Source organism: Actinopolyspora mortivallis DSM 44261 (assembly GCF_000384035.1).
GTDB lineage: Bacteria > Actinomycetota > Actinomycetes > Mycobacteriales > Pseudonocardiaceae > Actinopolyspora > Actinopolyspora mortivallis.
Genome location: NZ_KB913024.1, coordinates 3,472,020 through 3,486,183 on the forward strand (window position 1 = coordinate 3,472,020; position 14,164 = coordinate 3,486,183).

At 69.2% G+C, this 14,164-nt stretch carries 11 protein-coding genes; 5 read left to right on the forward strand and 6 right to left on the reverse strand.

The annotated features are described in order from the left end of the window. Window positions 1–195: 195 nt before the first annotated feature. Window positions 196–1,071, forward strand: a complete 876-nt coding sequence (locus tag ACTMO_RS0116295; protein WP_019855752.1) for an SGNH/GDSL hydrolase family protein — start codon at window positions 196–198, stop codon at window positions 1,069–1,071. Window positions 1,072–1,405: 334 nt separating this feature from the next. On the opposite strand, the gene ACTMO_RS0116300 is transcribed toward ACTMO_RS0116295, so the two are convergent. After that, entirely contained in the window at window positions 1,406–4,282 is a 2,877-nt protein-coding gene (locus tag ACTMO_RS0116300) for an AfsR/SARP family transcriptional regulator (protein WP_019855753.1), read from the reverse strand. A gap of 511 nt (window positions 4,283–4,793) precedes the next feature. Between ACTMO_RS0116300 and ACTMO_RS0116305 the strand changes: the two genes are divergently transcribed. Both ACTMO_RS0116305 and ACTMO_RS0116310 read left to right on the forward strand, forming a co-directional pair. Further along, window positions 4,794–5,828, forward strand: a complete 1,035-nt coding sequence (locus ACTMO_RS0116305) for an ADP-ribosylglycohydrolase family protein (RefSeq protein WP_245556216.1) — start codon at window positions 4,794–4,796, stop codon at window positions 5,826–5,828. Between the two features lie 153 nt (window positions 5,829–5,981). After that, the gene (locus ACTMO_RS0116310; RefSeq protein WP_019855755.1) at window positions 5,982–6,833 is read left to right on the forward strand and encodes a hypothetical protein; all 852 of its coding nucleotides are present in this window, start codon (window positions 5,982–5,984) and stop codon (window positions 6,831–6,833) included. Window positions 6,834–6,941: 108 nt separating this feature from the next. Here ACTMO_RS0116310 and ACTMO_RS0116315 read toward each other — a convergent pair whose 3' ends face one another. Further along, the gene (locus tag ACTMO_RS0116315) at window positions 6,942–7,682 is read right to left on the reverse strand and encodes a S1 family peptidase (RefSeq protein WP_019855756.1); all 741 of its coding nucleotides are present in this window, start codon (window positions 7,680–7,682) and stop codon (window positions 6,942–6,944) included. An 812-nt stretch (window positions 7,683–8,494) separates the two neighbouring features. On the opposite strand from ACTMO_RS0116315, the gene ACTMO_RS23095 reads away from it, so the two are divergent. Next, window positions 8,495–8,632 carry a hypothetical protein gene (locus ACTMO_RS23095; RefSeq protein ID WP_157062921.1) on the forward strand — a complete coding sequence of 46 codons (138 nt, stop codon included), beginning with the start codon at window positions 8,495–8,497 and terminating at the stop codon, window positions 8,630–8,632. A 108-nt stretch (window positions 8,633–8,740) separates the two neighbouring features. Here the strand turns inward: ACTMO_RS23095 and ACTMO_RS0116325 are convergent, their stop codons facing one another. After that, entirely contained in the window at window positions 8,741–9,535 is a 795-nt protein-coding gene (locus ACTMO_RS0116325; protein ID WP_245556311.1) for an SAM-dependent methyltransferase, read from the reverse strand. Window positions 9,536–9,853: 318 nt separating this feature from the next. Further along, complete coding sequence (locus ACTMO_RS0116330) at window positions 9,854–11,452, reverse strand: CocE/NonD family hydrolase (protein ID WP_019855759.1); 1,599 nt, start codon at window positions 11,450–11,452, stop codon at window positions 9,854–9,856. Window positions 11,453–11,719: 267 nt separating this feature from the next. Between ACTMO_RS0116330 and ACTMO_RS0116335 the strand changes: the two genes are divergently transcribed. Then, complete coding sequence (locus ACTMO_RS0116335; protein ID WP_033402016.1) at window positions 11,720–12,601, forward strand: spermidine synthase; 882 nt, start codon at window positions 11,720–11,722, stop codon at window positions 12,599–12,601. 54 nt (window positions 12,602–12,655) lie between these two features. Here ACTMO_RS0116335 and ACTMO_RS0116340 read toward each other — a convergent pair whose 3' ends face one another. Beyond that, a complete protein-coding gene (locus tag ACTMO_RS0116340; RefSeq protein WP_019855761.1) occupies window positions 12,656–12,919 on the reverse strand; it encodes a GlsB/YeaQ/YmgE family stress response membrane protein in 264 nt (87 codons plus the stop codon). A 237-nt stretch (window positions 12,920–13,156) separates the two neighbouring features. After that, window positions 13,157–14,032: a LysR family transcriptional regulator gene (locus ACTMO_RS0116345; protein ID WP_019855762.1), complete on the reverse strand. Its 876-nt coding sequence runs from the start codon at window positions 14,030–14,032 to the stop codon at window positions 13,157–13,159. Window positions 14,033–14,164: the final 132 nt, after the last annotated feature.

Below are 14,164 nucleotides of genomic sequence, written 5' to 3' on the forward strand. Positions count from 1 at the left end.
CGTGTTCAACGATACGAAACCACATGTTCGCCCGGAAAAGTCGCCCTTCGGGTGAAAAAGAATCTCGTCGGAAGGAAAGTGCTGTTCATCACCGAACACGTACCGACGGTGGCGTAGGTCAACAACACGGGTCCAGGGTGTTGCCCGGTGGCGGCTCCGCGGAAAAAGGACACATAGAGCACGAAAGGCAGTCGCATGAGCTACGAGCGACAGCGAACGCTGGGGGAACACGGGCGGAAGCCGGAAGGGGACGGCACCGCCTCACGCTGGAACACGTTCGTGGCCCTCGGCGACAGTTTCACCGAAGGTCTCAACGACCCCCGTCCCGAGGGGGAGAGCTTCCGCGGGTGGGCCGACCGGCTGGCCGAGGAGCTGGCCGTGGCGAACCCGGAGCTGCGCTACGCCAACCTCGCGGTACGCGGCAAGCTGCTGGACCAGATCCTCGACGAACAACTCCCCCGTGTCCTGGAGACACAGCCGGACCTGGTCGCCTTCACCGCCGGGGGCAACGACATCATCCGCCCGTTCACCGATCCCGACGAGCTGGCCCGCCGGTTCGACGCGGCCGTCGCCCGGATCAGGGCCCTCGGGGCCGAGGTGCTGATCGGCACCGGGTTCGACACCAGACAGACGCCGGTGATGCGGCTGGTGCGCGGCAAGGTGGGCACCTACAACTCGCACCTGTGGGCCACGGCCCAGCGTCACGGATGCCACGTCCTCGACCTGTGGTCCATGCGGGTGCTTCAGGACCGGCGCGCCTGGAGCGCGGACCGACTCCACCTCTCCCCGGAGGGGCACCGCCGCGTCGCCCTGCGAGCCGCCGAGGTGCTCGGGCTGGAGCCCGCCGGGGACTGGCGCGCACCGTGGCCCCCGGAACCCCACCGGCCGTGGAGCGAACGTCGCGGCGAGGACCTGCGTTGGGTCGGACATCACCTGGGCCCGTGGGTCGGCCGCCGGATCCGTGGGGTCTCCTCCGGCGACGGTCTCGGACCCAAACGACCCCGCCCCCTGCCGGTGGAGTCCTCCGCCACGGAGGACTCGGAGCGGGAACCCGCCTCGTTCCCGGGATGACCCCGAGGTCTTCCGAAAAGGACCTCGCCGAGAACACGAGCGCGGACTCCGTGCCGTCCGTACCCCCAGCACACGGAGCCCGCGCTCACCCCCATGTCCTTCCGGTCCCCCTTGCCCGGACCAACCTGACCCCTTCGGCGGCAGTGTGCGGCCCGAGGACCACACCCGCACGCCGCTGTGCGCGGATGACCCCGTTCCCCCCGAGGAGTCACCGCGCGGTGCGTTCCGGTCCGCGGTGTCCGCGACTGCCGAAGCGCACATGGCACAGATTGGCAGTAGCGACTAATCACGGACTAAACGACGACTAAACGCGGACGCACCCCTGACCGGTGCCTCACTCTCCCCCGGCCGAGCCGTGCTCGGCCAGCCGTGCGCGCGGCTCCGCCGCCCGGGGGGAACCGCCCGCCTCGAAGATCGACAGCGCGGTCTCCCAGCGACGACGCGCCACTGCCGTGTCACCGCGCAGGGAGGCGACGTCGCCCAGGCCCAGGTAGGCGGCGGCCTGCCGCATGGTGGAGCCGCACTGCCGTGCCACCTCGAGCGCCTCCCCGTAGTAGCGTCGCGCGTTGTCCATCCTGTCCAGTTCCACACACACTTCACCACAGTTGTTCAACACCATGGCCAGAATCTCGAGATCGTCCGCCTCCCGGTAGCGCCGCTCGGCCTGACGCAACCGGTCGAGGGCGGCCGAGTGGTGCCCGAAGACCTGATCCACCTGGGCCAGGTTGTTCAGGGCTCCGGCCTCGCCGTAGCGGTCCCCCTCGGCGCGGTAGGTGCACAGCGCCTCCTCGCAGTGCCGCCGCGCGTCCGCGTAACGCCCCGTTCGGAACAGGGCGCTGGCCATGTTCACCTGGGTCATGGCCAGTTTCCCCCGTTCGGGGAGGGTGGAGGCCACATAGTACGATTCTGCGTAGTACTTCAGTGCCACCTCCGGGGTCCCCGAGCGGGAGTGCACCACCCCGAGACCGGCCAGCATGAGCACCTTGCCGTCGGGATCGTCCAACCGGCGTGCTGACTCCAACCCCCTGGTGTAGATCCGCACCCAGTCCTCCCAGGGACACCGCACCATCAGGTAGTTGAACTGCAACCGCACCAGCTGCCACACCACGCGGTCCCAGCCATGCCGGACGGCGGCGTCGATGACGGCGACGATGTTCGCCCACTCCGCGTCGAACCACTCCAGCGCCTGCTCCCTGCCGGAGATGGCCGGCACCGCCCACTCCCACCCGGAGAAGTCCAGCTCGTCCCGGGGTGGACGCAGGAACCGTCTGGCGTGGTCGGCGGCGGCCAGGTAGTGCTCGGTCAGACCGCGCAGGGCGGACTCCGGCCGCTCGTCGGATTCCCCTTCCGCCGCGGAGTCACGCAGCTCACCCGCGTACAGCCGCAGCAGGTCGTGCATGGCGAACCTGTCCGGTTTGGGCTCGCTCACCAGGTGGGCCAGGGTCAACGCGCGCAACCTGCGCCGGGCCGTGTCCGGGTCCGTCCCGCACAGCGCGGCCACGGCGTGGGAGGTGAAGGTGTGGCCGGGAACCAGCCCCAACAGGCGGAAGGTCCGCGCCTGACAGGGGTGCAGACTCCGGTAGGAGATGTCGAAGGCCCGGCGGACGCTGGTGTCGGCGTCGTCGATGTCCAGGGCGGAGAGCCTGTCCCGCTCACAGGTGAGCTCACCGACGAGCTCCCGCACCGCCCGCCCCGGATTCGCGGCCAGCCGCGCGGCGGCGATGCGCAGGGCCAACGGCAGCCCTCCGCACAGCTCGGCCAGTTCGCGCGCCGCCTGCGGCTCGGACCTGGCCCTTCCCGGAACTCCGGCCGTGTCCAACAGCTCCACCGCCGCCGACGGGGACAGCGTCTCCAACGGCAACGTCCGGGCCCCGTTGTGCACGACCAGGCCGTCGAGTCTGCGCCTGCTGGTCACCAGTACGAGCGAGCCGGAGCTGTTCGGCAGCAGTGGCCGCACCTGGTCGGCGTCCCTGGCGTCGTCGAGCAGGATCAACACGCGGCGCCTCGCCAGCAGCGAGCGGTAGAGCGCGGCGCGTTCCCCCAACTCGACCGGGATGACGTCGTCGGCGATGCCGAGCGTCTTCAGGAATCCGGTCAGCACCTCCCCCGGCGACAGCGGCGGGCGTTCGGAGTCGAAACCACGCAGCGCGGCGTAGAACTGTCCGTCCGGGAACCGGTCGGCCACACGGTGGGCCCAGTTCACGGCCAGCGCGCTCTTGCCGACCCCGGCGGTTCCCGTGACGGCGGCCAGCAGGCTCGCGGAGCCCCGGTCCTCCTCGTCCAGCATCCTGTCCAGGGCGGCCAGCTCGGCGGAGCGTCCCACGAAACCGGCCACCCGGGGTGGCAGTTCCGCGGGACTGGCGGTGACCCCGGTCTCGGCGCAGCCCGAACCGCCCGTCGGGCTTCGCCGGGGCAGCAGCAGGCTCTCGTCGTCGCGCAGCATCCGCTCGTACAGGGTGCGGAGGTCGGGGCCGGGGTCGAGTCCCAGTTCGTCCGAGAGCCACTCCCGCAGCTCGTGGTAGCACTCCTGGGCGCGGGCACGCTGCCCGGAACGGTAGTGGGCGAGCATCAGTTGGCCGGTGAGGCGTTCCCGCAGCGGGTACCGCTCCACGAGCTCGGACAGTTCGACCACCAGCTCGCGGTGTCTGCCGAGTTCCAGGTCGGCGGCGACGCGTTCCTCGAGCGCCATCAGGCGCAGCTCGTCCAGGTTGGGCGCGACCATGCGGTGCAACCTGTCGGAGGAGATGTCGGCCAAGACGGGACCCCGCCAGAGGTTCAACGCCTCGGTGAGCGCGCGGGAACGCTCCGCCGGTTCCAGGTTGCCGGCCCGGTTGATCAGCGCGCGGGCGCGGTGGGCGTCGATGCGCTCGCTGTCCACCCGCAGCAGGTATCCGGGGGAACGGGTGACGATCTCGGGGGCCTCCGGGTCACTTTCACCCTCCCGAGGGGTGAGCAGCTTGCGCAGCCTGGAGACGTAGCCGTGGATGATCGTGCGCGCCGTGCGCGGGGGGTGCTCTCCCCAGAGCGCGTCGATGAGCCGGTCCATGGACACGACCTGGTTCGGTTCGAGCAGCAGGCAGGCGAGCGCGCTGCGCACGGCGGAGTTGCCCAGCGGCTGACTCACGCCGTGGTGAAGCACCTCCAACGGACCGAGCAGTCTGAACTCGTAGCCGTGGCTCGGCCCGCCGGGAGAGCTGTCGTCCGGTGGCATAACCCCCCGAAGATCGGTCCCACGTCAGTTTTCCCGTTTTTCCGTTATGAACGAAAGTTCCCTCGTGTGGATGAATGTCGACGAAACCGATCCACGGTAACCACACGAACCGACAGACGTGGCAGGCTTCACCTCAGCTCACCCCAATGGGGGAGTGTTCACCTTCCCAGGGAGGAAAAAACCACAAAATGTGAGCAAACTCGAATGAGACCGGGTGTCACCCGTCTGCCACGCTCGACGGGGGAGTGCCCGGCAACCGGTTCCGGACCAGCGGGAGAACACCACGTGAACAGGGCAGTCACCCCGGAGAGTCCGGGACGACCGTCACGTCCGCATCCGAGGGGCGTGGCGAGAACCCGTCACCGCCCGGTGCGCGTCCCGCCCGGAGAGGGGCCACCCTCCCCTCGACCCCCGGTCTCGCGGACACGGTTCCAAGACAGGCACTCACGACGCCCAGTAGAGTCGGGACTCGCGCCCGAACACCACCCGGAGCACTGTGGAGGTATCCCGCGTGTCGACATCGTCCACAGTGGTGGATCGTGCCGTGGGGTGCCTGCTCGGTGCTGCTCTTGGTGACTCCCTCGGCGTGCCGGTCGAGTTCGCCGACCACGGCGAGATACGCACCCGTTACGGACCGGAGGGAGTCGTCGAACCACCACCACAGGCCCTGCTCGGCGACGCCACCCAGATGCTGCTGTTCACCGGCGAGGGCTATCTGCACGCCTGGGCGACCGGCAACAACGGCGGCAAGTGGCGTCCCGTGGAAGCCACCGCGGCGGCCTACCGACGGTGGCTGATCACCCAACAGGAGAGCAAACCCCACTACGGGGCCACCGGCCTCATGGCCGAGCACGAGCTCTACGCCAACCGCTCCCCCGGCCTGACCAGCCTGCGCGCCCTGCAGGAGGAGATTCTCGGCACCCCGGACCAGCCCGCCAACACCTCCAAGGGATGCGGTGCTGTCGACCGGGCGGCCGCAGCTGGTTTCGCCCCCACCGTGGAGATGTCCTACACCCTGGGCTGCCAGTTCGGCGCCCTCACCCACGGAGCCCCCGGAGGATGGGCCTCCGCCGGAGCCATGGCCGCCCTGATCCACCTGCTGGCGGTCCAGGGCAGACGCCTCCCGCAGGCGGTGGACCAGGCCGCCGGGCGGGTGCTGCGCGAGGACGGGGAGACCGCCACTGCCCTGGCCGACGCGGCCACCCTGGCCCGGATCGACGTGCGCACCTCCTACATCCAGCGACTGGGGCAGGGATGGGTCGGCCCCGAGGCGCTGGCCATCGGGGTGTACTGCGCGTTGGCACTGCCCAAGCGCGAGCAGTTCCGTGACGCGCTGCGTTTGTCGGTCAACCACTCCGGGCACAGCGACACCACCGCCGCCATCACGGGGGCGATCCTCGGCGCACGCCACGGCACGGCGGCCCTGCCCCGGGACTGGCTCAACAGGCTGGAGCTGGCCGACGTGATCGAACGCATCGGTCACGACCTCGGCTCCTCCTGCGTCGGGGAGAAGTTCAACGACCGCAGGTACCTGAGCCTGGGCTGAGACCACCGAGGGGCGTCAGCGTCCTGTCAGCGGTGAGTCAGCCACCGTGTCCACCCTCGCCGGGGAAGGCGGGCGACCGTCTCGCCGGTTTCCAGGCCGGTACTCGGAGAACACGGCGGGTCGCCCCGTGACCGAGCCGGGCGAAGGGCACCGATGAACACGGAGATCGACGAGAACGTATACCAGCGGGTAGGCGTCCGTGAGCCCTACTTCGCGCTGCGTGGGGTGCGTTTCCCCCGCACGGGGGAGGCGGTCTGCGCCGTGCCCGTGGAACAGCCACCCGGTGACCAGGCTCCGCTGAGCATGTCCGAGGCCGCGCGGCACTCGGCGATCCTGGGACTGTGCGCGGCGGCCTCCAGCACCTCGGACGAACGTCGTCACTACTATCTGGCCTACCGGGGCGGTCTCGACAGACTGAGCACTCGGGTCCAGCCCACGGGCCCCCTGTCCGGACACGCCACCGGGGAGTTCCGTTCGGAACGCGCGGCCACCACCACGAGCACGATCCTCACCTCCTCGGAGGAACCGCTCTTCCGGCTGGAGCTGGAGTTCGCCGTGTTCTCCGCCGAGGCCTTCGAGCGGGTGTTCTCCCACACACGTCGCGACGACGAACCGGCGTCCCCGACGACGAGCCCGTACGCCACTCCTCCCGAACTCCGGCGGGTGCGGCTGGACACGCGATCGGCCTCGGCCACGATCACGCCCCGTCTCGAGGACTGTCCCGGGCACTTCCCGGGATTTCCCACCCTGCCGATCGCCATGCTCGGTTCCGGACTGGAACGCCTCGGCATGAGGCTGGGGGAAAGGATCGCACCGGCGTCCGGCCGGATCCCGTGGAATCTGGAACTGATCCACGCCAGCCGTCTCGTACCGGCGGAACGGGACGTGGAGCTGCGGGCCGAGGTGGACGGTTCCGACAAGCGCGGTCACACGCTCCTGCTCAGGGCGCTGTTGGAGGACGAGGAGGTCTTCTCCATGCGGGTCAGGTTCGCGGCGGCCTCCTGAGGAACCCCGCGACGGAGGCTCACCGGACCCGCGCCACGCCCCGGACACACGTCCGGCGGCCCCCGGGACGGGGACCGCCGGTGACGCGGTGCTGTTCAGTGTCGCCGGTCACACCCCGGCGTAGGACTCGATCCAGCCCCGGTACTCGGCGACGCTGGTGTAGGCGGTACGGCTGGAACGGTCACTGGTGGAGGCCACGCCCACCTGCACGTACTCGCCGTCGGGGGCGTTGGCGAACATCGGCCCGCCCGAGTCGCCGCCGGCGGGGATGCCGTCACCGCGGTAGGCGCAGATCGCGGTGCCGCCGCGGTAGTCCGAGCAGGAGGTGTTGGTCACGGTGACGTCGGCGACCTTGAGCCGCTGGGACTGGCACTCGGCCTCGGGACGGTCGGTGCAGGTGGCTCCCCATCCGTAGGTCTGCACGGTCTCCCAGAGCTGGGCGTCGCCGCGCTCGCCCAGCGGGGCGTACTCGACGTCGACGCTGCTGCGCACGTTCACCAGGGCCAAATCGGCGCTGGGGTGCACGTGGACTCCGCCGGCGGCGGCGAAGACCTCACGTCCCTGGGTCTGGTCCAGGCTGCCCACCCGGAAGCTGATCTGGTTGGCTCCCTGGACACAGTGCTGGGCGGTGAGCACCCACTGGGAGGCGATCACACTGGCACTGCACATCTCCCTGCCGTCGGCGAACATCCGCGCGGCCCAGGGGGCGTCGGTGGCGTAGTCGCCGTCGATGATCATCGGTTCGGGAGCGGGGGTCTCGGCGGAGGCGGCGGCCTGAGCCGGGGCGGCGATGCCGACGGCGATCAGTGCCGCGGCGGCTGCCCGGGATGCGATGCGCGCTAAGGACAAGATGGGCTCCTTCGTGGACGGCGATCTCGTCGCTTTGTGATCGGAACGCGTCCAAAGGTCACCCGAAAGAGTGGCCAGGTCAACTACTTGGTCACTAGTCGCCAACCACGCGACCGGGAGTCCCGTCTGACGGAACACTCCGGCGTGAGGTTGCACACCGAACAGCACGATCTCGGACATCGGCAGCCCCGCAGGAGACGACTCCCTCAGGAAGGAGCCCCGCGAGCGGCACCACACCCGCACGAACGATCCCGTCGAACACCCGCACGGAGAGGAAGAACACACGGAAAAAGCACGAGGGGAAACATCCGAACAGTTTCGAACACGAAAAGGATCAGATTGTTACCGTTCGTCCGAAACATCTCCCTTCCGAAGTCGCACACCGGGAAAAACCACCGATTCGCACGATTCGTTCCGGACGGGAAGACGGGAAACACGCCACATCCGGCAAGACTCTCGGGCGGGTTTTTCCGAGGTGTCAACCTCACCGCGACAGTTCCGGGCGGCGAGTTCTTCGAACCGTCGAGAGCGCACACACCGCGATAAATCACTCCGCTGTGGACGAACCTCCGGGGATCCAGCCCCGTGGGCAGGGGAAACAGACCGCCGTGGACAGCTAACCTCCTGAAGATCCATCCCTTCGATCCTCACGGTGCCGCACGGACGATGGCGTGCTGTCGGCCGAACCGGGAAACGTCGATCCACGGTCGATCCACGGTAGAATAAAGTCTCTGAGAGAGAACCGACGTCGACGAGCGAGAGACTACGGGCGGTCCATGATCTGGGAAATCTTTTCCGCAAGCCTCGGATTCGTGAGCATCCTACTTTGCCTGACCTCGACTGCCCTGATTACCAGAAATCAACGTGTTACGAGGACGTCGCGGCTCGTCCTGTGGCTCGGCATCGTGGGGGTGCTCGTCATCTCGTTCGGCAACCTCGTCATGGCCTGAGAAAGGACACGACATGAAGTCCTCCCCTGTCGCTCACCACAGACCGCCCGCTGACACCGGAACGAACACCTTCGGCGCTCCGCGACCGCCGAGCGGCTCCGACTCTTATCACGCCCGCAGCGGCTCGTCCGGCAGGTATCCCACGGCGGCGACCCCGTTCGCCGAGGCCGTGCCGTCCTGGGCGGCGTTGACGTCCGGTTCGGGACGCCACTCGGGCAGCGGGACCAGGCCGGGTTCGACCAGTTCGTATCCGGGCAGCAGTTCCCGGATCCGCTCCGGGTCACGCATGATCACCGGGGTGTGGGTGTCGCGGTAGGCGTTCTCACTGCTGTGCACCTGCTCGGCGGACATGGTCAGCGCCGTCCCGTGGGAGACGGCCAGATAGCTGCCGGGTGGGCAACTGTCCCGGTAGCGGGCCATGATCCCCACCGGGTCGTCCTCGTCGGAGACGTACGGCAGGATCGACACGGCCAACACCGCCACAGGACGGCTGAAGTCCAGCAGCTCGGTGACCCCCGGGGCGGCCAGCACGGTCTCCGGATCCCGGATGTCCGCCTGGGTGACCGTCACCCGTTCGGTTCCACGCAGTAGCTGTCCGGAGTGGGCCACCACCTCCGGCTCGATGTCCACATAGGCCACCCTGGCCTCGGGGCACCGGCGCTGGGCGACCTCGTGCACGTTGCCGACCGTGGGCATTCCCGAACCCAGATCGAGGAACTGATCAATTCCGCGACCACAGAGAAAGCGAATCATTCTTCCGAGAAAAGCGCGTGTTGCGCGCGCGTAAACCTGCACCTCGGGGACTTCCCCCAGCAACCGGTCGACGGCCTGTCGATCCACGGCGAAATTGGCCGTCCCCCCCAGGTAGTAATCGAACATGCGTGCGGCGCTGGGGCGCTGCATGTCCACGCCCCGAGCGTACATATCCCCTGATATGCGGCTCAGTGAACCCCGGTGGGGCCCTCCGCGAGCGCCGCCACCCCGTACCCCGGGGGGCCGAACATCCGTCATGGTTCCACGGTACAGGCACTTCCGGGAATTGTGGAACACTCGCTTACCGGCCGGTCTGAAGAATGGGATCTTCCCATCCGAAAAACGCGCTGCGCTTCCGCCCGCACACAATTCGTGTCGTTTCCCGGAAGCCCGGTCGGTCAACGCGAAAACCGACCGGACAACCAGGTTTCCTTGATTGTTTTCGGGAGGAGCGCGCCCCGCGCCACCTCATCCGAAGGGTATGCGCAGCTCCGCCGGAGCCGTGGAGGAGGAGCCGAAGGCGACGGAGCCGCCGCCCTCCTCCCGGTACCGGGCGTCCACCGTGTCCACCACCAGCACCAGCCGGTTACCCGCGGAGACGTTCCACACCACAGGCTGAAGTGCCAGGTCCACCTCGCTCGGCACTCCCGACTCGTCATTACGCACAGTAATCGGCTTGTGGGTGATCAGACTTCCCTTGCCCAGGGGCCCCACCTCGTAGAGATGAGCGAACAGCGAGACCTCCCGCCCGGTCGGGGTAACCGGCAGCCGCAGCCGCGGGGTGCCGCTCACCGTGGCCTCGGACGACAGTGGTTCCGAGCTCCACACGGCCGCGTCGTCCCGGTCGACCAGGGGAACCGAGACCCCCACCGGAACACGCGCGAAGCCCTGAAGCAGGCCGCTGAGCATGACGGTGCCGCTGCGAGCCAGGGTGGGATCCCCCACGTCGATCCGGTGCTGCCAGTCGGAAACCGGCCCCTCGACCAGCTCGCCGGTCTCCGGACGCAGCAAGCCGTCGGAGACCGGCTCCGTCAGGCGGAACCGACTGGTCTCGGTGGTCACCGCCTCCCAGGAGGGGTACTCACGCCACCCGGAGCCGTTGAGCGGTTCGAGTTCCACCGCGCTGTCGGAGAGACCGTTGCGCACCCCGCGCAGATGCCGGTCGAACCACTCCGTGGCCCGCTCCCAGATGCGGTTGGGCAGACCGGCGGCGCCGAAGGCCTCCGGGGTGGCGTGGTCGCCGGGGGCCAGCATCAGCCGTTTGGGCCCGTTCAGCGCGCCGAACAGGTCGGTGATCTGCTTGGGAGGGAAGAACGAGTCCTGCCAGGCGTTGGCCAGCAGCACGGCGGTGCCGTTCTCGTTGAGCTCCTCGACCCGGTTGGCCGGGGAACGCTCCGGAGCCAGGTGCAGCGCCTCCTCCGTGCGGTGCTCGCGGTAGGCCCGCTCCAGTTCACGCAGGTCCTCCCCGAAACGTCCGGTCACGTGCCCGATGCCGAGCAGCAGTTCGGCGGCGCCCGCACTGACCGTGTCGTTCGGGTACAGCGACGCGGCCAGGTCGGCCCAGCCGCTCATGGCGGCCACGGCGTCCACCCTGGGATCCTCGGCGGCGGTCAGGGCGCTGATCCCGGCCCCGTAGGAGATCCCGGCCATGCCGACGTTCTCCGCACCGGCCGAGGTGTGGGACACCGCCCAGTCGATCACGCGGCTGGCGTCGGCGACGTCCTCCGGACCGGCCACCTCCACCTCTCCCTCGGAGGCGTAGAACCCCCGGGCGGTGTAGGTGACCACGACGTAGCCCGAGTCGTGCACCAGCCGGGAGGCCGCGCCCAGGTACTCGATGTTGGGCACCGCCCAGCTGGCGGGCATCACCAGCAGGGGGCGGGGTCCCCGCGCCGGACCGGTCGGTTCGACGACCTTGGCGTCCAGGGTCACGCCTCCCGCGCCGGGAATGGCCTCCCTGCTGACGGCGAAACCGGTCTGCTCGGCGGCGCCGGCGAGCGGGGCGAGGGGCTGGGCACACAGCAGCGTGGTGAGCGCCGCCGCGGCGAGCGTGAGTAATCGGCGCACGGTGTCGTTTCCTTTCCGAACGGAAGGGCAGACCGTCCCACCCCGCTTCCGGGATCCGGAAAAGTCTGCTCTAGAGTGATCCGAGACACAACGGAGAGAGTACACACGAGCTACTGTCGAGTAGCAATACATGAAATGAGCTCACTCGATCCGGACGTGCCCGGAGACCCACCCACAGCACTTCCCTCCGGGCGCTCCTACGCTGTATTCGGAGTGACTCCGAACTGACTTTCGGCCCGCATCGGCTAGCAGGAAACGGCGGTGAGGATGGCGAACACCACGGGCTCCTGGCTGCGCGAACCCATACGCGAGGACGTGGCGGATCTGTGGCGGCTGCACGAGGTGCACTGCACGGCCGACACCGAGTTCCAACGGATGCTGATCGCACGCACCCGCCTCGGGGTCACCCTGTTCTGCGACGACAACCCCCAGAGCGCCGAGTGCGGACAACTGGCCTTCCACGAGGCCGAACTGATACCGGCCGCGTTGCTGGCCGAACGGGTGCGACGGGTGCTGGTCATCGGGTGCAGCGAAGGGCCCGTGCCCCAGATCGCCGCCGAACTCGGCGCGGAACGCGTCGACCACGTCGACATCGACCCCGAGTGCGTGCGGCTGTGCGCCGACCACCTGCCCTTCGGCTACACCCCCGAGGACGTGAAACGTGCCGAGCACTGGGAAGGCCCCGTGCGACTGCACTACGCCGACGGGGCGGACTTCGTCGCCGAGGCGCTGCGGCGCGGCGACAGCTACGACGTGATCGTGCTCGACCTGCCCGAGGAGGACCAGGACTCCACCGAGGGCCACAACGCCATGTACGGCCAGGAGTTCTTCGAGACCTACCGGAGGCTGCTCACCCCCGGCGGGGTGCTCAGCACCCACGTGAGCAGGCCGCACCTGAGCTTTCCCACCGCCGAGACCGTGGAGAGCCTGCGCCGCCCCTGGCAACAGCTCGGGCGCACCTTCGACACCCGCGTCTTCTTCCGCTCCACCGAACAGCCCTGGGCGGCGATCATGATCGGCAGCCCGACCCGCAGGGCCGACCCGGTGCGGCGGATGCGGGAACGGCTGGCCGAGATCGACTACACCCCGCACACCATCGACGCGGAGGAGCTGCGCGGGGCGACCTACCTGCCGCTGGCGTTGCGCTGAGTCCCACGGCCGCCGTGCCGGTTCCACCGAGAAGCGGCACGGCGGCCGTGCGCACTACGACCTGCTGCGGTGGAAGACCAGGCGGTACAGGACCAGCAGGATCAGCGAGCCGACCACGGCCCAGAGGAAGCTGGCGAGGTTGAAACCGGACACTCCCGCCCCGTCGAAGACGGTCGTGCTGATCCAGCCACCGAGCAACCCACCGACGACGCCGATGAGGATGGTGACGATGATCCCGCCCGGATCCTTGCCCGGAAGGATCAGCTTGGCCACCGCTCCGGCGATCAGTCCGAACAGGATCCAGCTGAGAATACCCACCGCGAACTCCGTTTCGTGGTTCGACGTTGTCGCTTGATCGGCTGTTACCCACGGCACGAGTGGTTCAAACGAACAGCCGGCCCCGGCCACGATACGGCGGAACACCACACCGGACCCGCCGGGTGGCACGTACGAAACGGCCCGCGTCGGCGCGGCTGCCCGCATCCCGGATGGACGCCGTGGAGTCACCGGAGACACCGGAGAAGGGCCCTCGCCGGTGGTCGGGAAGCCGGGGAGTCAGTCGGTCGTCGCGGCGAGGAAGGCCTCGCGGGCGTGGTGGGTGGTGTGCTGGGGCCAGAGCGCGTGGAGGGGAACGAAGTGGGGCGGTCGCAGCTCGAGCACGCGGACCCGACCGTCCGCCACCCAGCCCGGGGCGGCGGTGACGAAGGCGATGTGGTCGGTGCCGAGCACGGCGGTGGTCGGCGGGGTGCCCTGGACCGGGTTGCGCCGCAGGCGGGGTTCGAAACCGGCCCGACGACAGTGCTCGACGAGCAGGTCGGTGTAACCGGAACGGCCCGGTGTCCCCCAGACCATGACGGTTTCCTCCGCCAGCTCGGCGAGGTCGACGGTGGCGCGGTCGGCCAAGTGGTGCTCGGCGGCCACGGCCACGTGCAGACGGTGGTGGGTCAGCAGGCTGCGGGTCAGTCCGTGGACGGGCGTCATGGCCCGGCACAGACCGAGGTCGAGGTCTCCGGCCAGCAGCTGCTCGACGAGTTCGTGCGGGTAACGCTGGTTAATGCGCGAGGCCAGCTCGGGACGGGTGCGGTGTGCCCGGGCCAGCAGGGTGGTGACCTCCTCACCGGTGACGGCCGGGGTGTGACCGACGCTGAGGGTTTCGGGTTCCCCTCGGCCGATGCGGCGGGCCCGGTGCACCGCCGAACGGGCGAGGCCGTGCAGCATCCGGGCGTCGGCGATCAGGGCCTGTCCGGCGGGCAGCACGGTGAGCGTGCTGGCACCCCGGTCGAGCAGGGCCACGCCGACCTCCCGTTCCAGGGCGCGGATCGAGGTGGACAGCGCCTGCTGGGACAGGTGCAGCCGCTTGGCGGCGCGGGTGAAACTGCCCTCCTCGGCCACGGCGACGAGATGGTGCAGTTTGTGCAGGTCCAGACCCATGTGTCGCGTCCCGGTTCGCGGTGGTGACCACGACCAGCCTAACCGGGAACGCGCGGGCGGGCGCGTGGCGAGACCACCTCCTCCGGAGGCGCCCCGGCCCGGGTAGCCTCCGACCGCTGTCCTCGACGGCCT